Annotated in this window: 23 protein-coding genes; 13 read left to right on the forward strand and 10 right to left on the reverse strand. The window is 58.8% G+C overall.

Features of this window, described 5'->3' with window-relative positions:
- Position 1 precedes the first annotated feature (1 nt).
- From METAL_RS13440 to METAL_RS13455, 3 genes are all read left to right on the forward strand, one after another.
- Positions 2 to 3,199, forward strand: a complete 3,198-nt coding sequence (locus METAL_RS13440; RefSeq protein WP_005373097.1) for an efflux RND transporter permease subunit — start codon at positions 2 to 4, stop codon at positions 3,197 to 3,199.
- The gene (locus METAL_RS13445) at positions 3,196 to 4,656 is read left to right on the forward strand and encodes an efflux transporter outer membrane subunit (protein ID WP_005373099.1); all 1,461 of its coding nucleotides are present in this window, start codon (positions 3,196 to 3,198) and stop codon (positions 4,654 to 4,656) included. The genes METAL_RS13440 and METAL_RS13445 overlap by 4 nt, the downstream gene beginning before the upstream one ends.
- A 524-nt stretch (positions 4,657 to 5,180) precedes the next feature.
- Positions 5,181 to 5,981 (forward strand): hypothetical protein, encoded by an 801-nt coding sequence (locus METAL_RS13455; RefSeq protein ID WP_005373103.1) that lies wholly within the window; start codon positions 5,181 to 5,183, stop codon positions 5,979 to 5,981.
- A 78-nt stretch (positions 5,982 to 6,059) separates the two neighbouring features.
- Here the strand turns inward: METAL_RS13455 and METAL_RS13460 are convergent, their stop codons facing one another.
- Positions 6,060 to 6,479: a cupin domain-containing protein gene (locus METAL_RS13460; protein WP_005373104.1), complete on the reverse strand. Its 420-nt coding sequence runs from the start codon at positions 6,477 to 6,479 to the stop codon at positions 6,060 to 6,062.
- A gap of 77 nt (positions 6,480 to 6,556) precedes the next feature.
- Complete coding sequence (locus METAL_RS13465; protein ID WP_051040389.1) at positions 6,557 to 6,871, reverse strand: DUF29 domain-containing protein; 315 nt, start codon at positions 6,869 to 6,871, stop codon at positions 6,557 to 6,559.
- 328 nt (positions 6,872 to 7,199) lie between these two features.
- Here METAL_RS13465 and METAL_RS13470 point away from each other — a divergent pair, with 328 nt between their 5' ends.
- Together METAL_RS13470 and METAL_RS13475 are read left to right on the forward strand one after the other, a co-directional pair.
- Positions 7,200 to 8,549, forward strand: a complete 1,350-nt coding sequence (locus METAL_RS13470; protein ID WP_005373106.1) for a cyclic 2,3-diphosphoglycerate synthase — start codon at positions 7,200 to 7,202, stop codon at positions 8,547 to 8,549.
- Positions 8,550 to 9,010: 461 nt separating this feature from the next.
- Positions 9,011 to 9,241 (forward strand): hypothetical protein, encoded by a 231-nt coding sequence (locus tag METAL_RS13475; protein WP_005373107.1) that lies wholly within the window; start codon positions 9,011 to 9,013, stop codon positions 9,239 to 9,241.
- A gap of 19 nt (positions 9,242 to 9,260) precedes the next feature.
- Here the strand turns inward: METAL_RS13475 and trhA are convergent, their stop codons facing one another.
- Positions 9,261 to 9,917 carry a PAQR family membrane homeostasis protein TrhA gene (trhA, locus tag METAL_RS13480; RefSeq protein ID WP_005373108.1) on the reverse strand — a complete coding sequence of 219 codons (657 nt, stop codon included), beginning with the start codon at positions 9,915 to 9,917 and terminating at the stop codon, positions 9,261 to 9,263.
- 229 nt (positions 9,918 to 10,146) lie between these two features.
- Between trhA and METAL_RS13485 the strand changes: the two genes are divergently transcribed.
- Positions 10,147 to 10,554, forward strand: a complete 408-nt coding sequence (locus METAL_RS13485) for a phosphate-starvation-inducible PsiE family protein (protein WP_005373109.1) — start codon at positions 10,147 to 10,149, stop codon at positions 10,552 to 10,554.
- Positions 10,555 to 10,686: 132 nt separating this feature from the next.
- On the opposite strand, the gene arcC is transcribed toward METAL_RS13485, so the two are convergent.
- Complete coding sequence (gene arcC, locus METAL_RS13490) at positions 10,687 to 11,616, reverse strand: carbamate kinase (RefSeq protein WP_005373110.1); 930 nt, start codon at positions 11,614 to 11,616, stop codon at positions 10,687 to 10,689.
- Positions 11,617 to 11,951: 335 nt separating this feature from the next.
- Between arcC and METAL_RS13495 the strand changes: the two genes are divergently transcribed.
- From METAL_RS13495 to METAL_RS13515, 5 genes are read left to right on the forward strand one after another with little or no spacing between them, the layout of a single operon-like run.
- On the forward strand, positions 11,952 to 12,923 hold the full coding sequence (locus tag METAL_RS13495; RefSeq protein ID WP_005373111.1) for a protoglobin domain-containing protein: 972 nt from the start codon (positions 11,952 to 11,954) through the stop codon (positions 12,921 to 12,923).
- Complete coding sequence (locus METAL_RS13500; RefSeq protein ID WP_005373112.1) at positions 12,920 to 13,297, forward strand: STAS domain-containing protein; 378 nt, start codon at positions 12,920 to 12,922, stop codon at positions 13,295 to 13,297. Before METAL_RS13495 ends, METAL_RS13500 begins: the two co-directional genes overlap by 4 nt.
- Complete coding sequence (locus METAL_RS13505) at positions 13,290 to 13,691, forward strand: anti-sigma regulatory factor (protein ID WP_005373113.1); 402 nt, start codon at positions 13,290 to 13,292, stop codon at positions 13,689 to 13,691. Before METAL_RS13500 ends, METAL_RS13505 begins: the two co-directional genes overlap by 8 nt.
- The gene (locus METAL_RS13510; RefSeq protein WP_005373114.1) at positions 13,679 to 14,296 is read left to right on the forward strand and encodes a SpoIIE family protein phosphatase; all 618 of its coding nucleotides are present in this window, start codon (positions 13,679 to 13,681) and stop codon (positions 14,294 to 14,296) included. The genes METAL_RS13505 and METAL_RS13510 overlap by 13 nt, the downstream gene beginning before the upstream one ends.
- Positions 14,293 to 15,909, forward strand: a complete 1,617-nt coding sequence (locus METAL_RS13515) for a PP2C family protein-serine/threonine phosphatase (RefSeq protein WP_005373115.1) — start codon at positions 14,293 to 14,295, stop codon at positions 15,907 to 15,909. The genes METAL_RS13510 and METAL_RS13515 overlap by 4 nt, the downstream gene beginning before the upstream one ends.
- A 113-nt stretch (positions 15,910 to 16,022) precedes the next feature.
- Here the strand turns inward: METAL_RS13515 and uvrB are convergent, their stop codons facing one another.
- Together uvrB and mntA are read right to left on the reverse strand one after the other, a co-directional pair.
- Positions 16,023 to 18,029: an excinuclease ABC subunit UvrB gene (gene uvrB / locus METAL_RS13520; RefSeq protein WP_005373116.1), complete on the reverse strand. Its 2,007-nt coding sequence runs from the start codon at positions 18,027 to 18,029 to the stop codon at positions 16,023 to 16,025.
- A 4-nt stretch (positions 18,030 to 18,033) separates the two neighbouring features.
- A complete protein-coding gene (gene mntA, locus METAL_RS13525; RefSeq protein ID WP_005373117.1) occupies positions 18,034 to 18,456 on the reverse strand; it encodes a type VII toxin-antitoxin system MntA family adenylyltransferase antitoxin in 423 nt (140 codons plus the stop codon).
- A gap of 105 nt (positions 18,457 to 18,561) precedes the next feature.
- On the opposite strand from mntA, the gene METAL_RS13530 reads away from it, so the two are divergent.
- Positions 18,562 to 19,743 (forward strand): pyridoxal phosphate-dependent aminotransferase, encoded by a 1,182-nt coding sequence (locus METAL_RS13530; protein WP_005373118.1) that lies wholly within the window; start codon positions 18,562 to 18,564, stop codon positions 19,741 to 19,743.
- A 554-nt stretch (positions 19,744 to 20,297) separates the two neighbouring features.
- On the opposite strand, the gene METAL_RS13535 is transcribed toward METAL_RS13530, so the two are convergent.
- The 3 genes from METAL_RS13535 to METAL_RS13545 all read right to left on the reverse strand — a co-directional run bounded on the left by METAL_RS13535 (position 20,298) and on the right by METAL_RS13545 (position 22,806).
- The gene (locus METAL_RS13535; RefSeq protein ID WP_245549374.1) at positions 20,298 to 21,272 is read right to left on the reverse strand and encodes a DUF3137 domain-containing protein; all 975 of its coding nucleotides are present in this window, start codon (positions 21,270 to 21,272) and stop codon (positions 20,298 to 20,300) included.
- A gap of 31 nt (positions 21,273 to 21,303) precedes the next feature.
- Positions 21,304 to 21,522 (reverse strand): LemA family protein, encoded by a 219-nt coding sequence (locus METAL_RS13540; protein WP_084675274.1) that lies wholly within the window; start codon positions 21,520 to 21,522, stop codon positions 21,304 to 21,306.
- Positions 21,523 to 21,639: 117 nt separating this feature from the next.
- Positions 21,640 to 22,806 (reverse strand): EAL domain-containing protein, encoded by a 1,167-nt coding sequence (locus METAL_RS13545; protein WP_005373120.1) that lies wholly within the window; start codon positions 22,804 to 22,806, stop codon positions 21,640 to 21,642.
- 190 nt (positions 22,807 to 22,996) lie between these two features.
- Between METAL_RS13545 and METAL_RS13550 the strand changes: the two genes are divergently transcribed.
- On the forward strand, positions 22,997 to 23,440 hold the full coding sequence (locus METAL_RS13550) for a ferritin-like domain-containing protein (RefSeq protein ID WP_005373121.1): 444 nt from the start codon (positions 22,997 to 22,999) through the stop codon (positions 23,438 to 23,440).
- 101 nt (positions 23,441 to 23,541) lie between these two features.
- On the opposite strand, the gene METAL_RS13555 is transcribed toward METAL_RS13550, so the two are convergent.
- Positions 23,542 to 24,405, reverse strand: a complete 864-nt coding sequence (locus tag METAL_RS13555) for an AAA family ATPase (RefSeq protein WP_005373122.1) — start codon at positions 24,403 to 24,405, stop codon at positions 23,542 to 23,544.
- Between the last annotated feature and the right edge of the window lie 12 nt (positions 24,406 to 24,417).

Here is a 24,417-nt window from a genome sequence, read left to right on the forward strand (position 1 = left end):
CATGGGCCGATTCACCGATTTTTTCATTGGCCGGCCGATCTTCGCCTCGGTTTTATCAATTCTGATCGTGCTGGTCGGCGGCATCTCCCTGATCCAGCTGCCGATCGCGCAATATCCCGAAATCGCGCCTCCCACCATCCAGATCAGCACGGTCTATCCCGGCGCGAACGCGCAGGTCGTCGCCGAAACGGTCGCCACGCCGCTCGAACAGGAAGTCAACGGGGTCGAGGATATGCTGTACTTGTCCTCGCAATCGACCAACAGCGGCAACATGGCGCTGACGGTCACCTTCAAGCCGGGTACCAATATGGACAAGGCGCAGGTGCTGGTACAGAACCGGGTCGCACTGGCCGAGCCGAAGCTGCCCGAAGAAGTGCGCCGTCAGGGCATCAGCGTGAAAAAACGCAGTCCGGACCTGAGCCTGGTGGTCAATCTGATTTCGCCGGACAAGCGCTACGACAGCGTTTATCTGAGCAATTACGCACTGCTGCAGTTGAAAGACACGCTGGCGCGGCTGCCGGGCGTCGGCGATCTCGCGATCTTCGGCGCGCGCGACTACAGCATGCGCCTGTGGCTGAATCCGGAAAAGATCGCCGCGCGCGATCTGACCGCGAGCGACGTGGTGAACGCGATCCGCGAACAGAACATCCAGGTGGCGGCCGGCGTGGTCGGCCAGCCGCCTGCCACCGAAAAAACCGACTTCCAGTATACGATCAGCACGCTCGGCCGGCTGAGCGAGCCCGAGCAATTCGCCGACATCGTGATCAAGCAGGGTCCCGAAGGCCAAATCACGCGGCTGAAAGACGTCGCCCGCATCGAGTTGGGCGCGAAGGACTACAATTCCGGCCTGTTCCTGGACGGCGAACCTTCGGTCGGCCTCGCAATTTTCCAACTGCCCGGCTCCAACGCGCTCGAAACCAAGGAAGCGGTCATGGATGCGATGGCCAAGTTGAAGAAAAACTTCCCCAAAGGCATGGACTACGTGCTGGTCTACGATACGGTCGTGTTCGTCCAGAAGTCGATCGAAGCGGTGGTGAAGACCTTGTTCGAAGCCATCCTGCTGGTCGTGCTGGTGGTCGTGATCTTTTTGCAGAACTGGCGCGCGACCGTCATTCCGCTGCTCGCGGTGCCGGTGTCGCTGATCGGCACGTTCGCGGTGATGGCCGCCCTCGGCCTGTCGCTGAATACGCTGTCGCTGTTCGGGCTGGTGCTCGCGATCGGGATCGTCGTCGATGACGCGATCGTCGTGGTCGAAAACGTCGAGCGCCACATCGCGCTGGGTCTGAGAGCCCGGGAAGCGGCGCGCAAGGCGATGTCCGAAGTCGTCGGCCCGATCATCGCGACCGCGCTGGTGCTGGTCGCGGTGTTCGTGCCGACCGCGTTCATCACCGGCGTGTCGGGTGCATTCTACAAACAGTTCGCGTTGACCATCGCGGTGTCGACCCTGATCTCCGCGTTCAACTCGCTGACCCTGAGCCCGGCGCTCTGCGCGCTATTGCTGGACCGCGCGCACGGCGACAAGGACTGGTTTACGCGCCTGTTCGACCGCCTATTCGGCCGTTTCTTCCATGTTTTCAACCGGTTTTTCGACCGCTTCAGCGAAGGCTACTCGCGCCTGGTCGGCCGGCTGATCCGGATGACCGCGGTCGTGCTGGTCCTTTACGTCGGACTCAACGGCCTGAACATCCTGGCGTTCGAAAAAGTACCGACCAGCTTCATCCCGCAACAGGACCAGGGCTATCTGATACTGTATGCGCAGTTGCCTGATGCGGCTTCGCTGAGCCGTACGCAGGCCGTGGTACAGCAGACGACGAAAATCGTACTGGATACGCCGGGCGTGAACCATGTGATCGCTTACGCGGGCTGGTCGGTGATCTCGGGCGCCAACCAGTCCAACGTCGCCACCCTGTTCGCGCGCCTGAAGCCTTTCGAAGAACGCGCCGGACGGCCCGATCTGTACGCCGACTCGGTGATCAAAAAACTCAACCAAAGCCTTGCGGCCGTGCAGGATGCGCATATTGCGGTGTTTCCGCCGCCCCCGGTCCGCGGCATCAGTACGATCGGCGGCTTCAAGCTGCAAATCCAGGACCGCACCAATGCGGGAATCGCCGAACTGCAGCGGGTGAATGCGGAAATGATCGCCCAAGGTAACCGGCAGCCCGGCTTGACCGGTCTGTTCACGACCTTTCGCGCCGACGTGCCGCAGTTGTTCGTGGATGTGGACCGTACCCGCGTCAAGGCGATGAACGTGCCGCTGCAGGAGGTCTTCGATACCTTGCAGATTTATCTGGGCTCTGCGTACGTGAACGATTTCAACGCCTTCGGACGGACCTATCAGGTAATCGCCCAGGCCGATTCCGAATTTCGCCTGCGCCCCGAGGATATCGCCGAACTGAAGACCCGGAACGTGAAAGGCGGCATGGTGCCGCTGCGCTCTCTGGTCGAGGTCGAGGACATCAAAGGGCCGGACAAGATCACCCGCTACAACATGTATCCCGCCGCCGAGATCAACGGCAGCACCCTGCCCGGCGTCAGCTCGGGCCAGGCGATCGAGCTGATGGACAAGGTTCTGAACGCGGAACTGCCGCGGGGATTCGGCTACGAATGGACCGAGCTCAGCCTGCAGCAGATACTGGCCGGCAACGTCGCGCTGCTGGTGTTTCCGCTCAGCGTGGTCTTCGTGTTCCTGGCGCTCGCCGCCCAGTACGAAAGCTGGTCGCTGCCGTTCGCGGTGATCCTGATCGTGCCGATGTGCATCCTGTCCTCGATGGCGGGCGTCTGGATGAGCGGGATGGACAACAACATCTTCACCCAGGTCGGCTTCATCGTACTGGTCGGCCTGGCCAGCAAAAACGCGATCCTGATCGTCGAGTTCGCCAAGCGCCGGCACGAAGAGGGCCTCGATCACTTCACAGCCGCCGTCGAAGCCTCCCGAATCCGGCTGCGTCCGATCCTGATGACTTCGTTCGCGTTCATCATGGGCGTATTTCCGCTGGTGGTCGCCGAAGGCGCCGGGGCCGAATCGCGCCGGCTGCTGGGCACGGCGGTGTTCAGCGGGATGACCGGCGTCACCTTGTTCGGCCTGCTGCTGACGCCGGTCTTTTATGTCACGGCGCAGGGCCTGGCGCAACGTATGGCCGCGTCAAAATCTAAAACCGGCCAGGCGGCCGATCAACTTTCCTCCGGATCGAAATCATGAGTGCGTCGACCGTTACCCCGTACATGAGAGTGTTTTTCGGGAGAAGATTTTTCCCGTTCGCGTTATCGGGCGCCGCCTTACTGGCCGGCTGCGCCGTCGGACCCGACTACGAAACACCGGCCGCACCGGCGCCGGCCGCTTTTTCGAATGCCGAGCTTGAGAGTTATTCGGATCAAGAAACGCAAAAAGATTGGTGGAAACTGTTCGGGGACGCCGAACTGAACGCCCTGGTCGACCGGGCCCTGCAGCATAATTACGATCTGCAAGGCGCGCTCGCCAATCTTCGGGAAGCCCGGGCGCTGTACCTGGAGTCCGGACTGAATCTGGCGCCGATCGTCACTTCGCATGCGAACTACACCGACCAGAAGCGCAGCGTCGGCTCGTTGAACAACCGGAATTTCGTTCCGCGCGGCCTGAAGCTCTACAGCGCCGGCTTCGACGCGTTCTGGGAGGTCGATTTCTTCGGCCGCGTGCGCCGCGACATCGAAGCCAGCCGCGGCGAGGTCGAGGCGCAGGAAGCCAGTCTGCGTGATCTGCAAGTCAGCGTGATCGCCGAAGTCGCCCGGAACTATTCCGAATTGCGCGGGCTGCAGAATCAGCTCGCCGTCGCCCGAAAAAACGCCGCGAACCAGGCCGAGACGCTGGAGATCACCCAAGCCCGCCTCGAAATCGGCCGCGGCACCGAGCTAGATACCTCCCGCGCCTCGGCCCAGCTCGATTCGACCCTCGCCACCGTTCCGCCGCTGGAAGCCGCGGTCAAACAGGCCATCCATCGGCTCGGCGTGCTGACCGGCCAGGCGCCCGGCGCACTCGACGCGAAACTGGCGCCGCCTGCGCCGATCCCGAAACTGCCCGGGAACATCGCGATCGGCAGCCCGTCCGATCTGCTGCGCCGCCGGCCCGACATCCGGATCGCGGAACGGACGCTGGCGGCATCGACCGCCCGAATCGGCGTCGCGACCGCCGACCTGTTTCCGCGCGTGACTTTCGTCGGCACCCTGTCGCTGGAAGCGAGCACCTTGTCGGGGCTGGGCGCGGTCGGCTCCGAAACTTACTCCGCGGGGCCGCGCATCAGTTGGCCCGCGCTGGACCTGGGCCGCGTCTATGCCCGGATCAAGGCTGCCGATGCGAACGCCGACGCCAATCTGGCCCAATACCGGCAAACCGTGCTGAATGCGCTGGAGGAAACCGAAAACACGCTGGTCACCTATGACCGGGAGCGCAGCCGGCGAACACACCTGCTGGCGGCGGCGGAAGCCAGCGAAAAAGCGCACCAACTGGCCCACTTGCGCTTCGAAGAAGGCATCGCCGATTTTCTGACCGTGCTGGACAGCGAGTCGCGGCTACTGCAGGACCAAAGCCAGCTGGCCCAAAGCGAAACCGCCGTGGCAACCGCCCTGGTCGCGATTTATAAGGCCCTGGGCGGCGGTTGGGAAACGCTGCCGGTAAAAAAATGACCCGGCCTCATGGAGGCGGCCGATTTAAAGCCTGAGTCGGCCGATGCCTTATCGATAAGCTCGACGCATCGCATCCGGCTCGCTTTACAGCGGCCCGTACGGCCTCCCCGGACTTCCCCGGTGCGCCGCGCTTGCAGGTTTTTGTTTGCTCGCGAGAATTCATTGTGTATGATAAAAGCCAGTAATTCAGCCTTGTTCGCGGTTTACTTCCCGGATTCCGGCCCCATAGCCGGGATAAAAAACGGCTTTCCGAAGGACTAAAATCCGTCGTTCGAATCGCGAACCGCTAATTTGTTTCGCCCGTACCAAGACGGTGGCTTTGCGTGGACGTCCTTGGAAAATTCCGGCTTTCCTCCGCACGCCGCCTACGCTACGGCTGTCGAACAGGCAGGAAGAGGCATAAGAATTATGATAATCGCCCTCCCTTTCCATCTCGGAAATTTCCTACCAGAATACGCGTTCCGCTTGTCTTTTTGACCGGCGAAATCTTGACCGGCTTTTCAACTACCGTAGGGATCTGATCTATGGAAACCAATGCAACACCCCAACCCCATGACCATCCACTCAAGGGACTCAACCTGGTCAGTTTTTCGACTTCGATAAAGCTGTTGTTCAGCGGCTACCTGACGACCGTCGGGGTCGGCTATCTGATCGCGCTGACCCAGATCCTGTTTACGCACGGGATGGCCGACGGCAAGTTCGGCCTCTCGTTCGACGACATCGTGTACAGCTATTACGGCGACCGCACCAGTTCTTCTCTGGAAGGCAAGCTGAACGGATCGATGCGCGACAAAGCGCCCGACGAAGACCGTTTCCGGATCATCCAATGGGTTCGGGACGGAGCGGACGAGAAGGAATATACCATCTACATCAAGCCGATCATCGACGATCACTGCGTAATGTGCCATAACGCGAACGCCGGATCCCTGCCCGACTTCAGCAATTACGCAAACCTGGCAAAATACGCCAGCACCAACACCGGCGCGACCTTCGAAGCGCTGGTCCGGGTTTCGCACATCCACATCTTCGGGATCAGCTTCATCTTCATGTTCGTCGGCCTGATCTTCAGCTTCAGCACCGGCGTGCCGAAACAATACAAATACGCCGCGATCAGCATGCCGTATGTGTTTCTATTGGTCGACATCGCATCCTGGTGGCTGACCAAACTTTCGCCGCACTTCGCGATCTTCATCGTACTGGCCGGCACGGGCATGGCGATGTCGTTCGCCTATATGTGGTGCGTATCGATGTACCAGATGTGGATTGTGGGACCGGTTCTGCATCAGGAAGATACCAGAAACGCGCTGCTGCGCGAGGAGGATTAGTCCGGCGTCTTTCGTCGTCCCGCCGCCGTCCTCCGGCGTTCTTAGGCTTGCCGAAAAGCGTTCGGCGCATCGGCAGGCTTATCTAGACGGAACCGTCGGCGATACGGCAACCGCCCGGAGCGAATCCCGGTCGCCGTCGATGTCTTCGTACGCTTCATTCGTAAAACGCGGCGTGCAAACGGCAAGGAAGATCAAATCGCCTGCGCCGATATTGGCAATCCTCTGGGGGCAGGACGGCGGAATCAACACGACATCGCCGGGACCGACATCCTGCGGCGGCAGACTGCCGATTTCGACCCGTCCCCTTCCCTCGAGAATCACATAGCGTTCCGCCGTTTCCCTGACCCGATGCCAGCGCGTCGTCACGCCGGGCGCTACGCGCGCCCGCGCGATCGATACCGCCGGATCATCCGGCGTATTCGACAGTTCGACAATAAAGCATCTTTCATCCGTATAGAACTCCAGATCGGGATCGAAGCACTTGACGGTCTCTTTCATACACGGTATTCCTTAAGCCGGCCGGCAGCCTGAACGGTAAAATGAAACGGTAAATCGGTCCGGACGCAAGTTCAACGCTAATCCGGATAAAATCCTTCATCCAGAATTTTAGCCGCTTCCCAAGGACATTTCCGGGGAAAAACCTCCTGATCGAGCCCCACCTCCCTGGCCGCATTCATGCAGGCTTTGGCGTAAGCATGCCGAAGTATCTGGCCGAGCTGCGATTTCAGGACCGGATTGTCCTTCAGCATGAAAGCCGCATGCTTACGCTGGCTTTCCAGAACCGTCTGCCAACTGCGGCCCCGGCGTGCCGGCCGGTATTGCCATTTGAGCAGATGCGCCAGCAACAAGGTCAACCGTTCTTCAAGCGCCCGCTTGTCACTACTTCCCATCCACTTTACTCCCGCCCAGCGGCAAAGCGCCTCTCGATAAAATTTCCCTGGCTTCCGCATCGAGCTGTAAAAACTCCGGCAGCCGGATGCCCTGCGGAAATTCCGCACCCGACAAATTTTCGATCGATCTCTCTCTTATTCGTTTAATGATCCGAACGAAATTTCGCTTGCAACCGCTGTCCGGCAAAGCCCTTTCCCGACAGAAAGGGGATTCGGATACGGCGGTCATCGCCGGATCGAAAATGCCTGAATCAGTTGGCGAGCATCCCCATCAGCGCCTTCCGGCTTTATAATGGGAACGTCTTATCGACAAACCGCCGAGAATTCTATGAGCATTTCAGAACGGCGCACCCGGCTGCTGATCATGGGCGCGGCCGGGCGCGATTTTCACAACTTCAATCGCGTCTACCGCGACGATCCGGCCAGCGAAGTCGTCGCGTTCACCGCGGCGCAGATTCCGGACATCGCCGGCCGCCACTACCCGGCCGCCCTGGCCGGCCCCCTGTATCCCGAAGGCATTCCGATCGTCGAGGAAGCGGAGCTCGAATCCCTCTGCCAAACGAGCCGGATCGACCGGGTCGTTTTCTCGTACAGCGACGTGCCGCACAGCGAGGTAATGCACGCGGCCTCGATCGTGCTAGCGCAAGGCGCCGATTTCATCCTGCTGGGCCCGAAGCGGACGATGCTGAAAGCGGCGGTGCCGGTGATAGCCTGCTGCGCGGTGCGCACCGGTTGCGGCAAATCGCAAACGACGCGCTGGCTGTCCGAACGGCTGAAAGCGCACGGGCTGAAAGCCGCGGTAATCAGGCATCCGATGCCTTACGGAGACCTGGAAAAACAGGCGGTGCAGCGGTTCGCCAGCCGCGCCGACCTCGATGCGGCCGATTGCACGGTCGAGGAACGCGAGGAATACGAGCCGCATCTGGCCCTGGGCAATACGGTGTTCGCGGGGATCGATTACGCCGAGATCGTTCCGCGCGCCGAACGGGAAGCCGACATCATCCTGTGGGACGGCGGCAATAACGATTTTCCGTTCGTGCGTCCGGATCTGCTGATCGTGCTGGCCGATCCCCTGCGGCCCGGACACGAAACCGCCTATCATCCCGGAGAAGCGGTATTGCGGATGGCCGACATCGTGCTGATCGGAAAGACCAATTCGGCGGCGGAGGCGGACGTGCGGCGGGTCGCCGATTCGGCGCGGCGATTGAACCCTCGCGCGCCGATCCTGCGCGGCGCATCGGTCGTGCAGCTGGATCAACCGGAAAAGGTGGCCGGCAAACGGGTGCTCGTGGTCGAAGACGGTCCCACCCTCACGCACGGCGGCATGGCCTACGGCGCGGGATACGTCGCGGCCATGGAAGCCGGGGCCGGAGAGATCGTCGACCCGCGCGCTTTCGCGGCCGAAGAGATCGCCGGCCTCTACCGCCGTTATCCGCACATAGGAAAGGTGCTGCCGGCCGTAGGCTACCATCCGCGGCAGCTCAAAGCCCTGCGGGAGACCATCAATGCCGCGCCGGCCGACGCGGTGATCACCGCCACCCCGTGCGATCTGGCGGCGCTGATCGCGATCGATAAGCCGGTGTTCCGCGCCGGCTATGAATTCGCGGAAATGGGCAAGCCCTCGCTAAGCGGATTGATAGACCGGTTTTTGAGAGACAAAAACCTGATTTCGGCGTGAAAGCAAGCATGGGGCGAATACCGAAGGCGATCCGCCAATCCGAAGCCGACATATAGAGCGCAGCTTGCGCGCACCGCTTCAAAGCCACAGAAACCGGTCGGCGTCATAGCCGTTCAGAATGGCGGAACCCGGTAAACCGGTTCCGCCTTACGCGGTTCCCCCCGCCCCGCGAAGACGTTCGATTCGCCGCATCGAGGACGGGGCCATATTGTCTTTTTCCGTTTCTGAAAAATCCATTTACGAGCCCGGCTATCTCCGGATACTTCATATTTAACATTAAGTTATTGTTTTCATTTAATTAACCCCATCATTGCCAGAACGATTAAAAAATTGACATTCCTAGGAATTAAGCGCTTACTGTCCCCTAATCCACGCAGGAAATTGAAAGAGGAATTATTCACTCTCAATTGCTTGTCGCCCCCGCCCTGACATCTATCTGCCCAAGGACGTAAGAGAGATTTATGAATATCAACCAGAGAATCAGAGCCGACATTGTGTCGCCTTTCGAAGACATCAATGTACTGGGCGTGGTCGTTCATCGGTTAGCCAGGATCCATGACCAGATAAGACTGCCCGGTTATCTGTATAAGCGCGGCGATTACTTCGTTTCCGACGGTTCCGGAACCTGTATTTACCGCCCGGAAGATGACGACTTTGACAGAGTCTGGGCAGGCGGCGAGTGGGCCAATTAGCATTAGGTTGCCTGGAAGGCTAGACCGCGTACCAAAGCACCGCAAAATAGTGGCACGAAGTCCCCGCAATGACACACAAATGCCAGATCAAATGCCCGTACTTCAGGTAAGAGTCGGTGACCAGAAAAGCCACGCCCACCGTATAAGCCACACCTCCGGCAATCAAGAGGCGCACGCCGGACTCAGGCACTACGGCAAATAAGGGATCGAAGGCAATCACGATGAGCCAGCCCATCAGCAGATAAAGGCTCGTAGGAATCATCAGATGGAGCATTTTATTAAAGATCACCATCGCCGCTCCGATCGTGGCAAGTCCCCAAATCAGGCCGAGCAGGGTCCAGCCCCAAGCCCCATGAAGCACCCCTAATGTGAAAGGCGTGTAGGTACTCGCGATGAAGATAAAAATCGCCGCTTGTTCGCTGGCCCGAAACAGATGCTTGGCTTTTCCTGTAGGTAAAGCATGGTAAAGCGTGGAAAGAAAATACAGCAGCACCATCGAAGCCGAGAAGAGGCTCGCCCCGATGATAAGCTTCGAGTTTCCATGCCGTGCCGCCTGCAGGATCAGCAACGGCGTTCCCAACAGGGCCCCGACCAGACCTAGCCCATGACTTATACTGTTGGCGATTTCTTCCAGCCGCGACTGTTCACGCGTCGGCGCTGAAAATAATTTACGCATACCCGTTGCCCTTGCTGTCTATTGGTAAAATTCTTGTTGTGCTGGATGGCCTTACTGTAAATTTATTGAGTTTGGAAAATTGGATGTGGCCGCTTTCGCTGGAGTTCAAACGCTCTCTAAAAAGGATCTAGGGTTTCGGCTTGTTTCTTGATTCGATAGCCTTTAATTCAACGAGGAGACGGTGAAACCTAAGAGGCTGTGGAAGGTAAGAGATTTCCGGAGTGATCGTATGTTGAGTTTAATCGAGAGAATCGAAAGGGGTGTGGTCTTCATCCTGGTTATTCTGCTGCTCCTCTCCGTCATCCTGGGTACTGTTGAGTTAGGAAGGGTGCTTATCACCAAAATTATCACAGCGCCTCGGTTTCTAGTCGATGTGAACACCCTCTTTGAATCCTTTGCTCTTTTTCTGGTCATCGTGGTCGGGCTGGAGCTTTTGAAATCCATAAAAAGCTATTTGGTGCAAGGCTCGATAAATCCGTCCTTCGTGATTGAAGTCGCCATCATCGCTCTGGGCAACAAACTGATCACGCTGGATTTTAAGGAGGCTCACACAGAGCTGCTCTTGGGAATGGCGGTAATATTGTTCGGACTGGCCGCGATCTATTTCGTTTTAAAAAAATTTAATAACCGGGACTAAAGACTTCGGCTTCGAAATGTGCGATTACGCAAGCTCATCGCGCCTACATGTTGAATGACAGCTTATTTGCCATTTCATATCCTGCGAATGAAATCCTAACCCGAAAATTCAAGGCTTTATTGCCGCGAAATTTCAATCCCACTCGCCGATACCTTCGATCTCCAAGGAAATGCGCGTGCCGGCGGTGCCGGCCAGAATCGCGGCCGCATCCTGCAACCTCCCGATAAAGGCCGTGCCGCCGGTTTCCGCAAATTCGCAGGCCGCCGCGATCTTCGGCGCCATCGAACCGGGCGCGAACGCCATCTGGCGGACCGCATCGGGCGAGACGGCGCGCAGCGCCCGCGCCTTAGGCTTTCCCCAATCCCGGTATACCGCATCGACGTCGGTCAGCATCATCAGCGCGTCGGCGCCAAGCTCGCGGGCGAGCAGCGCGCTGGCCCGGTCCTTATCGATTACCGCTTCGATGCCTTCCAACCGACCCTGCCCGCCGCGCACGACCGGAATGCCTCCGCCGCCGGCGCAGATCACGACGACGCCGCGGCCGAGCAGCAGCCTGATCACGTCGATCTGCAGAATTTTCCGCGGCAAGGGCGAGGCCACGACGCGCCGGTAATGCGTGCCGTCCGGCGCAATGCGCCAGCCTCGCTCCTGCGCGAGCCGTTCGGCCGCGGCCTCCGTGTAAACCGGGCCGATCGGCTTGGAAGGCGCCTGAAAGGCCGGGTCGTCCGGATCGACCTCGATCTGGGTCAGCAGCGTGGCGCAAAGGCGGCCCGTCGGCAATACGTTGATCAATTCCTGCTCGATCAGATAGCCGATCATGCCTTCCGTCTCGGCATCGAGAATATCCAACGGGTAGCTTTCATCCGGCGCATAGGCGGCGCTTTGCAGCGCCAGCAGGCCGACCTGCGGGCCGTTGCCGTGCGTGACCACCAGCTCATGCCCATGCGCCAGCGGCGCCAGCGCCTCCGCCGCCATTTTAATGTTGCGGCGCTGGTTTTCGGGTGTTAGTCTTTCGTGGCGGCGCAAAAGCGCATTGCCGCCCAATGCGATGATCAATCTCATAGTTTATTTGGATGCGGAAACTCACCGTATTTTCCAAAACAAAGGCAACGGAATACCAACGAGGAAGCCTGCCGGAGCTTCCGTACCCATTGTAGCGGCTCCCTCTGCCGCAGAACAACTGAACCGGAGCGTCAACGGACAAATCGAACAATTCCGAAGGGCCGTGATCTATATTTAAATAAGCTTCTGAAATGCGGCGGCCCCGCGCCCGAGTCTTTGCTCGACGAACAGGGAATAAGGCGGTAAAAATCGAGAAGAGGATCCACTATTGACGACCTGTCCCACCATGACCTCATGCCGGCGACGGCCGGCATCCAGAGCAGGAGGAATACCCGATGGCTGAATATACGAATCAGGATTCAGAAAAGTCGCTCATGGAGGAAATAGGCATTACCGACCGGGAAATCGCCAATCGCCGGGCATTCCTGGAATTAGGCGAGGCAGACGAAAAAGAACTGCTGAGCATCGACCCGGCTGCCCAGGCGTATGCGGACCCGGTCATCGAAGATTTTTACAAGCATCTCCTCGCTTTCGAGGAAACCCGGGTCTTCTTTCAAGACCCGCAAGTGCTGGAACGGGTCAAGCGCGCTCAGAAGCGGTATTTCGCAAGGCTCACACAGGGGGGTTACGACAAGGACTATATCGAAGACCGCCTCAAAATCGGCGCGGTGCACGAACGCATCGGCCTGCCCATGAAAGCGTATCTGGGCATGTACAGCTTTTACTTGAGGAATGTCGCGCACCGCCTTTTCGAAGCTCATGAAGACGAGCAGGGAAAAGCGCTTCGTGCCTTTCTCTCGCTGTTGAAGGTGGTTTTCCTGGATATGGGACTGGCGATCGATACCTACATCAACCGCCGCGAACAACTGATCGGCAAACAGCAGGAAGCGATGCGCGAGCTGCCGACGCCGGTGCTGCGGGTCCGCGAACGGCTGCTGATACTGCCGGTCGTCGGGGTGCTCGAATCGTATCGCGCCCACCAGTTGACCGAGCAATTGCTCGAAAGCATCGGCGCGACCCGCGCCAAGGTCGCGATCGTCGATATTACCGGCGTGCCGCTCGTGGATTCCAGGGTCGCCAACCATCTCCTGCAGACGGTCAGCGCGGCCCGGCTGATGGGAGCGGCCGTGATCCTGACCGGCCTGTCTCCGCAAATCGCGCAGGCGCTGGTCGCGATCGGGGTGGACCTGAGCCAGGTCAAAACCACGGTTGACCTGCAGAGCGGCCTGGAAGAGGCCGAACGTTTGCTGGGTTACCGGCTGGTTCCCGCAAGCGATAAGCCCCGTTCCGATCAAGCGCATCCATGAGTACGCCGATCCTGAAGCAAGGCCATTACCTGATCGCCTCCCTGCAGCCCGAACAGTCCGATACGGACTTGCTGCAGTTGCAGGACATCCTGGTGGAACAGGTGGGCCGGTTCCGCTCGCGCGGCTTGATTCTGGACGTCACCCTGCTCGACGTGATGGATTCCTTCGCCACGCGCACCCTGCGCAACATCGCCCAGGCCGTCAGCCTGCGCGGCGCCGAAACGGTCATCGTCGGCATTCGGCCCGAAATCGCGTTTGCGATGGTGCAGCTGGGACTGGACGCGCGCCTGTCCGGCGTGCGAACCGCCCTGGATCTGGAAGAAGCGCTCGCTATCCTGAACCGCCGTTGCCAGGAAGGGATGTGCCGTGACTGACGTAATCCGGATCGCAATCCGCTGCGATGCCGATATCGTGCTGGTACGCCAGCAGGCGCGCCTGCTGGCCAGGGAGCTGGGATTTTCGGGCTCGGACCTGACCTTGATCGCGACCGCGCTGTCCGAACTCGCGCGCAACATCGTCGAATATGCCCGGCAGGGAGAAATCGTGTTGAGCCAGATCCGGCAAGGCAGACAACTTGGCATTACGATCGTCGCCCGCGACCATGGGCCCGGCATCGCCGACATCGAACGGGCGATGCAAGACGGCTACTCGACCGGAAAAGGACTGGGGTTGGGACTGCCGGGAGCCAAACGCCTGATGGACGAGTTCGAGATCACCTCCGCCGAAGGGCAAGGCACAACTATAAAGGCGACCAAATGGGTACGTTGATCGAACACGGCATTGCCGCACGGACTCTGCCGGGAGAACGCGTATCCGGCGATCAGGCGTTGGTCAAGCCTTTTGCGGACGGCGTACTGGCCGCCGCGATCGACGGCCTGGGCCACGGCGAAGCCGCGCAGGCCGCCGCAGGGCTTGCGGCGGACACCCTGGAACGGCATGCCGGGGAAGAGCCGGTTGCGCTGGTAGGGCGCTGCCACGCGGCCCTCAAGGGCACGCGAGGCGCGGCGATGAGCCTGGCATCGATCAGGGCGCACGGGGTGATGACCTGGCTGGGCGTGGGCAATGTCGACGCTCGGCTGCTGCGCATTTTCGGCACGCCGCCCAGCCGGGAAACGCTGTCGACCCGCGGCGGCGTGGTCGGTTATCAACTGCCGCCGCTGCGCGCCTATCAGCTTTCCTTGACTGCCGGCGATCTGCTGATTTTCACGACGGACGGCATCAACAGCGGCTACGGGAAGTATTTTCCCGCCGCCGACCCGCTGTTGCGCCACCAGCCGGTGCAAGACATCGCCGATCGCATCCTGACCCGTTTCGGTAAAACGACCGACGATGCGGTGGTCCTCGTCATTCGATACCGGGACTCAATGCCATGATAGACAGGGTTAACGAAATCATCCAAATTTACACGGAAGAATTGCGTGCCTATCTGGCCGAAGGCGGCGAGGCCCGCCTCGAGCGCGCCTATGAGATCGGCCGCCGGGCCGTCGAATCCGGCCTGGGCGTGCTGGACATGGAAATGATTTTTCGCGAAGCGCTCGAATCGGTCCTGCAGCGTTTGTCGAGCCCTGCCGAAATCCTGCGCACGGTCGAAATAGCGTCGGAATTCTGGGCGGAAAGCCTCGCGCCGTTCGAGATGACGCATCGCGGCTACCGGGAGGCCAATCATGAACTGCGCCAGCTCAACCAAAGGCTGACAAACGAAATCGGCGAACGCAAGCGCGCCGAAGCGGCGCTGCAGAAAGCGCATGACGAACTGGAACAGCGGGTTCAACAGCGCACCGCCGAACTGGCAGAAGTCAACATCAACCTGCAGGCGGAAATCGACGAGCGCAAACGCTATGAAGAGCGGCTGCTGCTGCGCGACCGCGCGATCGAAGCCTCCAGCGCGGGCATCATCATCACCGATGCAAAGCGTAAAAATCATCCGATCATCTACGCGAATCCCGCATTCTCGCAGATGACCGGCTACAGCCGGGAAGAACTGATCGGGCTGAATCCGCGCATTTTGCAGGGCCCGGAAACCGATCCGGAAGCGATCGAGACGATACGCCAGGCGATACGGGAAGGCAAGCCCTGCCTGACCACCTTAAAGAACCACCGCAAAAACGGCACGATTTTCTGGAACGAGCTGTTCATCTCGCCGGTGTACGACAGCCGGGGCAATCTGACGCACTGGATCGGCGTTCAGACCGACGTCACGCAACTGCGGCGGGCGGAAGAAGAACGCCATGAACTGGAACTCGCCAAACAGATTCAGTTATCGCTGCTACCCCATTCGCCGCTGCATGTCGAAGGCGTGGTGATCGCGGGCTATTGCCTGCCCGCAACGCATGTGGGCGGCGACTATTTCGACTATTTTTACGGCCAGGATGCGATCGACATCGTGATCGCGGACGTCTCGGGACATTCGATGGGCGCCGCGCTGATCATGGCCGAAACGCGCAGCACCTTAAAAGCGGAAGCCCTGCGTACCCTGCATGTGCATCCCGAATCGGGGATGCTCGAAAAAGACGCCGGAACCGGCGACATCCTGCGCATCCTGAACGCGCTTCTTTACGAAGATCTCAGCAAGGCCGAGCTTTTCATCACGATGTTCTACATGAAATACAATCCGGCCACCCGGAAGCTGAGCTACGCGAACGCCGGCCATAACCGGCCGCTGCTGTTGCCGGCCGGCAAAACGGTCTGTTGTGAGCTGGATGCGGATGGGATCATCTTCGGAGTCACCAAGGAAATCCAGTTCGAAGAAAAAAGCACCCTATTGAATCCGGGAGACTTGGTGCTGCTCTATACCGATGGCATTACCGAAGCGCAAAATCCGAAGGGGGAGTTTTTCGGCACCGAACGCCTGACCCGGATTTTCTCGACCCAGGGAGCCAAAAAGCCGCAGGAGATCATCAATACGATCGCAAAAGAGTTGCAAACCTTTGCCGAGAGCAGTTCCTTTGCTGACGATGTTTCGATGGTCGTTCTCAAGGTTCTGTAGGCATTTGATGCGCTTCACTTCGTTCAACACATCCTACGCTGCTTCGGTAGCGACGCAGCACACACGGCATAAACGCGGCACGGGCAAACTGCCGGATAAAAGGCCGCAGCCTGCTAGACCAGCACCTGCTCCTGCAACAGCTTGAGCTCGTCCCGGATTTTCGCCGCCTGTTCGAACTCCAGATCCTTCGCATGCTGGTACATCGCTTCCTCAAGCTGTTTGATCTTCTTCGCCAGCTGTTTTTGGGTCAGCGGTTTATAAGGCGCGGCCGGTTCGGCAACACGTTTCTGATTGCCGGGGATCGCAAGCCCCGCACCGGGAATCGCGGTCTGCAGAATATCGGTGACCGACTTGTACACGGTCGCCGGTGTAATGTTGTGCACCTCGTTGAAGCGGTGCTGCTTTTCGCGCCGGCGCTCGGTTTCCTCCATCGCCTGCTGCATCGATTTGGTGATCCGGTCGGCATACAGAATCGCCCTGCCGTGCACATTGCGGGCGACGCGGCCGATCGTCTGCACCAGCGATACGGTCGAACGCAGAAAACCTTCCTTGTCCGCGTCGAGAATCGCGACCAGCGACACTTCCGGAATATCCAGCCCTTCGCGCAGCAGGTTGATGCCGACCAGCACGTCGAACTGGCCGAGGCGTAAGTCGCGGATGATTTCGACGCGCTCAACCGTTTCGACATCGGAGTGCAGATAACGCACGCGGATGCCATGGTCGGTCAGGTATTCGGTCAGGTCTTCCGCCATCCGTTTCGTCAAGGTGGTGACCAGCACTCGTTCCTGGAGATCGATCCGCTTGTTGATTTCGGACAACAGGTCGTCCACCTGCGTCGTCGCCGGCCGTACCTCGACCTCGGGATCGAGCAGGCCGGTCGGCCGGACCACCTGATCGACGAATACGCCCGAATGCGCCTTTTCGTATGGGCCCGGCGTCGCCGAGACATAAATACGCTGCGGCGATTTCTGCTCGAACTCGTCGAAGGTCAGCGGCCGGTTGTCGAGCGCGGACGGTAGCCGGAAGCCGTATTCGACCAGCGTTTCCTTACGCGAGCGGTCGCCCTTGTACATCGCACCGATCTGCGGAATCGTCACGTGGCTTTCGTCGATCACGATGATCCCGTTTGCGGGCAGGTAATCGAACATTGTCGGCGGCGGTTCGCCGGGGCCGCGGCCGGACAGATGGCGGGAATAGTTTTCGATCCCGGAGCAATAGCCCATCTCCATGATCATCTCGATATCGAACAGCGTGCGCTGCTCCAGACGCTGCGCCTCGACCAGCTTGTTCAGCGCGCGCAGTTGTTCCAGACGCTGTTTCAATTCGACCTTGATTTTCTCGACCGCCTCCAGCAACTGTTCGCGCGGGGTCACGTAGTGATTCTTCGGATACACCGTATAACGCGCGACCTGGCGCAGAATTTCGCCGGTCAACGGATCGAACAGCGACAGGCGCTCGACTTCGTCGTCGAACAGTTCGACCCGGAGCGCTTCCGAGTCCGATTCGGCCGGATAGATGTCGATCACGTCGCCGCGCACCCGGTAGGTTGCGCGCCGGAGGTCGACATCGTTGCGGGTGTACTGCATCTCGGTCAAGCGGCGGATGAGCGCGCGCTGGTCGATCATGTCGCCCTTGACCAGGTGCAATACCATCTTGAAATACGACTCCGGCTCGCCCAACCCGTAGATCGCCGACACGGTCGCAACGACGATCGTATCCTCGCGCTCGATTAAAGCTTTCGTCGCGGACAGCCGCATCTGTTCGATGTGCTCGTTCAGCGAAGCATCCTTGTCGATATAGGTATCGGACGCCGGCACATAGGCTTCCGGCTGGTAATAGTCGTAATACGAAACGAAATATTCGACGCTGTTTTCCGGGAAGAACTCCTTGAACTCGCCGTAGAGCTGTGCGGCCAGCGTTTTGTTCGGCGCCATCACCATGGCCGGGCGCTGGGCTTGCTGGATTACATTCGCGATCGTGAAGGTCTTCCCCGAACCGGTCACGCCGAGCAGGGTCTGATGCAGTTCGCCGTCGTTCAAACCTTCGGTCAGTTGCGTGATCGCGCTCGGCTGGTCGCCGGCCGGCTGGAAGCGACTGTGGATTTTAAATTCTTTTTTCACTTGATTATTTCCCGATCCAAGCCTTTCTTCTCTCGGCGAGTATCCGGTTGCGGTAAGGCAAAAAATCCGCCTGTTCGAAAAGATGCTTGCGGATCAAATCGGCGTAACAAGTGTTGCTTCCGAAGAGCCGTTTGCCATGCCGGAGAATCTGCCCCAACAAAGGTTCGCCCACCATCCGAAGGTCGATCAGGTCGACAGGCCGACCGATGGCCGCGGACAGATCCCCGATCAGCTGCATTTTTGTTTCCGCATCCAAGGGACGCCCCGCGTCCAGCGCCAAATCGAGATCGCTGTCCGCGCGCGCCTTACCGGATGCCAGCGAACCGAATAAAATGACCAACTGCATCTCTTTTCGACCGGTCAGAACGGAGAGAACGGCCGACTCGAGGTTCGAATCGGGCGCGTGGGAGAACGGCTCAGTATTCATGGGATTTCGACGAGACTATCGCGTTTGCAATCGGTATCTGCATTTTACCAGACCAATAGAGTATAATTTGCGGCAATTATTGACATTGATTTTACACGGCGGAACATGAGCATCAAACTATCCCATAGAGTGCAGGCAGTCAAACCTTCCCCCACCCTGGCGATTACCGCCCGGGCCGCGCAAATGCGTGCAGCCGGCAAGGACATCGTCGGCCTCGGCGCGGGCGAACCCGATTTCGATACGCCCGAACACATCAAGGCGGCCGCGGTAGAAGCCCTGGCGAAAGGTTTCACCAAATACACCGCTGTGGACGGCATCGCGAGTTTGAAGAAAGCGATCATCGAAAAGTTCAAAAAGGACAACGGGCTCGACTATCAGCCGAAGCAGGTTCTGGTGTCCTGCGGCGGCAAACAGAGTTCGTTCAACCTGACGCAGGCGCTGTTGAACCCGGGCGACGAAGTGATCATCCCTGCCCCGTTCTGGGTGTCGTATCCGGACATGGTGCTGCTCGCGGACGGCGTGCCGGTGATCATCGAAACGACCCAGGCGCAGCGCTTCAAGATTACTCCCGAACAATTGCGCAAGGCGATTACCCCGAAAACCCGGTTGATCTTCATCAACAGCCCGTCGAATCCGTCCGGGATCGCCTATACGCTCGACGAACTGAAAGCGCTCGGCGACGTGCTGAAAGACTATCCGAACATCATCATCGCAACCGACGACATGTACGAACATATCCTCTGGAAGCAAGGCACGTTCGTGAACATCCTGAACGCGCATCCGGATCTGTACGACCGTACCGTGGTGATGAACGGCGTCTCGAAGGCCTACTCGATGACCGGCTGGCGCATCGGCTATGCGGCGGGCCCCGCCGACCTGATCGAGGCAATGACCACTGTGCAGTCGCAAAGCACCTCGAACCCGACCTCGATTTCGCAGGTCGCCGCCGAAGCGGCGCTGACCGGCGACCAAAGCTTCATCAACGACATGTGCGTCGAATTCAAGAAACGCCACGATTATGTGGTGGCCGAATTCAACAAGATCGACGGCATCGACTGCATCGAAACCGACGGGACTTTCTACGTGTTTCCGAACATCGAGAAACTGTTGGCTCGCCTGGACGGCATCGACGACGACTTGGCGTTTTCGGAATACCTGATCGAGAAGGCCGGCGTCGCGCTGGTGCCGGGTTCCGCCTTCGGCACGCCTGGCCACATCCGGATTTCGATCGCGACCAGCATGGCGAATCTGGAAAAAGCGATGGAGCGGATCCGCAACGCGGTTTGATCGCTCCTCCACCCACTAGAGCATTTTCGTTTTGGGTGTACGGTCATAAGCCATGCCGCAAAGTGAGGGGGAAACTCGTCATTCCGGCAGGGATTACCGGACGACTGCATGGATGCAGGAGATAGAGCAACGCAGGGAGCGGTTGCCGAATCCAGAAGCCAGGGATGGCAAGCTTTAATGCATCCCTGCAGTCTGGATCTCGGCACAAATCTGTCTGGAACAGATTTGCATTGACCCGAAGGGGGCCAGGCAGGAAAGCCTGGCATGAATCCCTGCCGAGATGACGGCTTGACTTAACGGTAGTGCGCCCTTATACGCGATATGAAAATGCTCTAGAAATCGTTCCCATACTCCGGCCTGGGAATGTAATAGCTGTAGGGCGGATTAGACGCGCCATTCGGTAAACTCTCCGGTATGTGGAGAGCTCTACGCGCGTCGTAATCCGCCATGTCCAAGCGCGATTTCATACGGCGGATTACGACGCGCGGTAAAAGCCTTCAGAGCTGAGAGTCCGAATAAAATGCGCGTCTAATCCGCTCTACAACAAACAACTCCTAAACCTTCCCCCAAATCCTCAGATTCAGGTTCAGGTCGTCCACGATCCCCGCGACCAGCGCTAGATAGCGGAAATATTCCCGCAAATACCCCGACTGCGCGCCGCTCGAAAAAATCTTCGGCTCGAACAGGTTTTTATTGATCGACAGCGCCAGGAACAATTTCGAATGGATGAAGGCAATATGGACCCGAGTGCCGGCCTTGTTCCTGAAGTTGACCAGCCGTTCCATCAGCGACGGCGACAGAATGTAGCGGGCCTCGACCTGATCGGTGCCGTACACGGTAAACAGCTTTTCGAATTCCGGATTTTCCAGTGCGACGAGCTCGCCGTGCCCGAAACTCCATTTTTCGAAGAGTCTGCCGATCCCTAAAATGTTTTCTCTGGCATCGGGCACCACATAAGTTTTGCCCAGAAAGTGCTTGTTGAAATCGGCAATGAAGAAAATGCCTTTAAAAACGGTCTCCCAGCGCGTCTGCCGCCGTCCTTTCGAATCGGTCGTTTCATGTTTTTCCTGATGCCAAAGTTCGGAGAAACGCAGGCGGGTCGCGCCGAGCCCCCCTTCGACCAGATCGTCTCCTTCGAAACGATCGATCCGGCTTCTGAAAATATCGGATTCCCGGTAATCGTCTTCGCCGATATGGCGGTGCGGATAATAATCGAGATGCGGGTCGATCAATGCAACCAGTTCGCGAATCACGCCATTCTTGAATTCGGCCGTATAGTCTTTTTTCTTTTCGCTGAAACGATAAAACTGATAAAGCGCGGCAACCGCAAACGGCGCCGCCGCCACTAAATAAACGGGTTGGCCGGTCCTGAACAGCAACACGAAGCCGGGCGCACTCGCCAGCAAAAACACGACGCCGGTCCAGAACAGCGCCAGCAGCGCTTTACGTCCCGGCTCCAGATCGCGCAATACCGGCGCCAGGTTATCGCGGTAACGCTTGATAAAATCTTCGGCCGAATTCATAGGCATCGGGCATTTTTACGGGAAAGGCGGATCGGGCTCAGCTTGCGAACAATTCCCTGGCGTCGATATTTTGCCTTTCTTCGGGAATCTCGATATAGGCCTTCAGGGAATCATTCATCATGCCGGCCGGAAGATTCGTCGGAAACTGTTCGCAGGCATTGTTATAGCTCATCACCGAGGCGTTGTATGTTCGGCGCGCCGCAGAAACCTGTTCCTCGTGTTCCTCGGTTTCATTCCAGGCGGCCTGCAGTTGGATGAAGTTCTGATTGGCTTTGAAATATCGCGATCATGGGAAGATAATTCAACAGGGAAAAAGGGTACAGGAAGGGCATCGCATCAGAAGGAGGAATCATGCAATCATCAAGGTTTGAGGCTACAAAGGAAAAAGTTCGATCGCAGGCTTCGGACGCCCGAAGTAATGGCCTTGCGCATACGCCGCGCCGCTGCGTTTCAGGACTTCGGCCTGATGGACGTTCTCCACGCCCTCGCCCAGGATCAAGGCACCCAGTCGTTTGACGGCATGAATGGTTCTCTGCATCCCGCTATCCACTTCGGCGCTGCAGCCGATGCGGCTGACCACCGTGATGCAGAGCTTCACGATTTCCGGGCGCATCGTCTCGACCGTAGTCAAATCGAAGAAACCGCAGCCGGTATCGTAGAGCGAGAGGCGCAGACCCGAGGGCAGCAAGCCGCTGACCGCATCATGAAGCCCCGCCACCGAAGCGACCGGCACATGCTCGGTGAGCTCGAACACCACGCGCGGCAGCAAAGGCGCGATCTTGGGGTCGCGGACGAACTGGCCGAATTCAGGCGATATCAGCAGCGCCGGTCCCAGGTTTACCGAGATCCATAACGGTTCGGGGATCGCCTTCAGCCACTCTATCGCCCGTCGCAGGCAGGCCAGCTCCAGCACGTCGGTCAACCGGTGATACCGGGCCGCGCCGAACAAGCCGTCGGCCAGATGCACGGCCGAATCGACCGGCCCGCGCGTGAGCGCCTCGTAGCCGACCGTGGTTCCGTTCTGCAGTTCGACGATCGGCTGGAAATAACTCAGCAGTCCGCCGCCGTTGACCAGTTGCCGTAAATAATCTTCGGAGACGTCGGCCCGCATCAGGCTGGCGCCGGTTTCCTCGCTCAATGCCTGATTCACGGCGCTTTCGATCGATTCGGGATCCACCGCATCGGTCTCGGCAATGACCAGATTGAATCCCTGGCGGCTGCCGGTGGCCTGGCCGAAACAGCCGATCAGCAGTTCGTGCATCATCACCGCGCCGATTTCCCGCAATACCGGCCGCTGCTCCTCCATGTCCGTCCGCATCAGCGACGCTTTCTCGGCGAATAGACAGTACCAGCGGCCGAACTCGGGAGAGGCAACCTCGCCGCAGCGCCGATAACGGCTCAACAACCGTCCGCAGAATTCCTCGACGCCGCGAGTCAAATCGGCATGCGCGACTTCTACGACCGCCGCCCCGAACACCGCGAGAAAGTGAGCCGGATCGTTCAATTGCACAGCGAGCACATAACAGCGTGAGTCGGTCATCGGGCGTCCTGTCGTACAAAATTCCGGTTTTATAACACGACCGGCGCGCAAGTCAACGCCGGCGGAACCCCACTTACCGGTTCGGCAACTCGGATCGGCGATTGCCGGCCGTAGCTGACGCGCCGAAGTCGCAAAATTCCGCCAAAACCGATATAGTTAAGCTTCCCTCATATGGCTTTTGGAGGCAAACATGACTCATAACGGATTCGATAAAGACGAAGTCGTCACGGTGCTGAACAAGATTCTGGAAACCGAACTGGCCGGCGTGGTACGCTATACCCACTATGCATTGATGGTGGTCGGCTTCGGGCGCATACCGATCGTCGGCTGGATGCGGGATCAGGCGGCCGAATCGCTGCGGCATGCAAACGAAGCGGGCGAACTGATCACCCTGCTGGACGCGCACCCCTCGCTCGGCATCGGACCGCTGCTCGAAACCCACAGGCATGACGTCGGCGACATCCTGCGCGAGTCGCTCGACCATGAGATGCTGGCGCTGTCGGCCTACAATACCTTGCTCGACCTGGTCGCAGGCCACCATGTCCTGCTTGAGGAATATGCCCGCAGGCTGATCGCGCAGGAAGAAATGCATCTGGGCGAAGTCAGGAAAATGCTGAAGAAGCCCGGCGGATAAAAGAAAAGGCGTTCAATGAAAACGCCTTTCCGGTTGCCGGAGCGGGCAAACGGCATCAACGTCCGTTTGCCGGCTCCGGCTGCGGTTAAAGCCGCATGGCGTTAAACGCCGATCCCCATCTCCGCTTCCCAGGCTTGCCGGACCGACGGCGGCACCGCGACGGCAAGTTCACTGAATCGGCGTTTCGGATCCGCCATCTCTTCGGTCAGAATGCGCGCAGGCAAAAGATCGATACCGGCCCGGCGCGCGGCCAGCGCTTTTTTATGGCCTTTAGCGATATAGATCAGGCCATCGTGGACGAATACCGAAATCGGCCGGCTGAAGTCGAAATCCGGATTCGCCTGCCCAGCCGCCTCCGGTGCCGGGGCATGCGTCGGCGACAGTCTGCGCGGATCGAGCCAGAGCGCCGGAAAATTTCCCCCTTGATTCCGCTGCTCGAAGCATGCATAGATCTTTCGAGCAATCGTTTCCGGCGCGGTATAAGACGTATCGACGACCAGGTCGTAATTCCGGTAAAGCCTGAAATGCACGTTGTACAGCTTGTAGAAGCGCTGGTCTTCGTAGCTTTGGCGCTTCAGGTTGTTCTGCAACGTCGCCTCCAGCGACGGATTGTGCTCGTCGCTGCGCCCCGCGCCGAACACCCGTTCCGCGCCTATCAAGGGATCGACTGACAAATACACCTTGAACGCCGCCGGAATGAAATGCCAGGCCAGCCGCGAGTCGATGATCAAACGGTCCTGGGTCTTGCCGGTTTCGATCACGTAGTTGTCGATCTCGTCGTCGACGCTGCGGTCGGTTTCCGAAATCTTGTTCAGTTCGAGCGTGGTCAGGCCGCGCCGTTCCGCAATCGCGCGCTGAATTTTGCCGGTGCCGATGATATCGAATTCGGTCAGTTTTTGCAGTTCTGCCGCGACCGAAGACTTGCCGCTGCCGATGTCGCCGGACAGGGTAATAATGTGTTTCATGGATAAAAAAAT

It is taken from the genome of Methylomicrobium album BG8 (assembly GCF_000214275.2).
GTDB classification, from domain to species: Bacteria; Pseudomonadota; Gammaproteobacteria; order Methylococcales; family Methylomonadaceae; genus Methylomicrobium; species Methylomicrobium agile.

Bases quoted from the DNA above. Each gene is read 5' to 3' on its own strand.
- METAL_RS13440 (WP_005373097.1), top strand. From the start codon at position 2: ATGGGCCGATTCACCGATTTTTTCATTGGCCGGCCGATCTTCGCCTCG.
- METAL_RS13445 (WP_005373099.1), top strand. From the start codon at position 3,196: ATGAGTGCGTCGACCGTTACCCCGTACATGAGAGTGTTTTTCGGGAGA.
- METAL_RS13455 (WP_005373103.1), top strand. From the start codon at position 5,181: ATGGAAACCAATGCAACACCCCAACCCCATGACCATCCACTCAAGGGA.
- METAL_RS13460 (WP_005373104.1), bottom strand. From the start codon at position 6,479: ATGAAAGAGACCGTCAAGTGCTTCGATCCCGATCTGGAGTTCTATACG.
- METAL_RS13465 (WP_051040389.1), bottom strand. From the start codon at position 6,871: ATGGGAAGTAGTGACAAGCGGGCGCTTGAAGAACGGTTGACCTTGTTG.
- METAL_RS13470 (WP_005373106.1), top strand. From the start codon at position 7,200: ATGAGCATTTCAGAACGGCGCACCCGGCTGCTGATCATGGGCGCGGCC.
- METAL_RS13475 (WP_005373107.1), top strand. From the start codon at position 9,011: ATGAATATCAACCAGAGAATCAGAGCCGACATTGTGTCGCCTTTCGAA.
- trhA (WP_005373108.1), bottom strand. From the start codon at position 9,917: ATGCGTAAATTATTTTCAGCGCCGACGCGTGAACAGTCGCGGCTGGAA.
- METAL_RS13485 (WP_005373109.1), top strand. From the start codon at position 10,147: ATGTTGAGTTTAATCGAGAGAATCGAAAGGGGTGTGGTCTTCATCCTG.
- arcC (WP_005373110.1), bottom strand. From the start codon at position 11,616: ATGAGATTGATCATCGCATTGGGCGGCAATGCGCTTTTGCGCCGCCAC.
- METAL_RS13495 (WP_005373111.1), top strand. From the start codon at position 11,952: ATGGCTGAATATACGAATCAGGATTCAGAAAAGTCGCTCATGGAGGAA.
- METAL_RS13500 (WP_005373112.1), top strand. From the start codon at position 12,920: ATGAGTACGCCGATCCTGAAGCAAGGCCATTACCTGATCGCCTCCCTG.
- METAL_RS13510 (WP_005373114.1), top strand. From the start codon at position 13,679: ATGGGTACGTTGATCGAACACGGCATTGCCGCACGGACTCTGCCGGGA.
- METAL_RS13515 (WP_005373115.1), top strand. From the start codon at position 14,293: ATGATAGACAGGGTTAACGAAATCATCCAAATTTACACGGAAGAATTG.
- mntA (WP_005373117.1), bottom strand. From the start codon at position 18,456: ATGAATACTGAGCCGTTCTCCCACGCGCCCGATTCGAACCTCGAGTCG.
- METAL_RS13530 (WP_005373118.1), top strand. From the start codon at position 18,562: ATGAGCATCAAACTATCCCATAGAGTGCAGGCAGTCAAACCTTCCCCC.
- METAL_RS13535 (WP_245549374.1), bottom strand. From the start codon at position 21,272: ATGCCTATGAATTCGGCCGAAGATTTTATCAAGCGTTACCGCGATAAC.
- METAL_RS13545 (WP_005373120.1), bottom strand. From the start codon at position 22,806: ATGACCGACTCACGCTGTTATGTGCTCGCTGTGCAATTGAACGATCCG.
- METAL_RS13550 (WP_005373121.1), top strand. From the start codon at position 22,997: ATGACTCATAACGGATTCGATAAAGACGAAGTCGTCACGGTGCTGAAC.
- METAL_RS13555 (WP_005373122.1), bottom strand. From the start codon at position 24,405: ATGAAACACATTATTACCCTGTCCGGCGACATCGGCAGCGGCAAGTCT.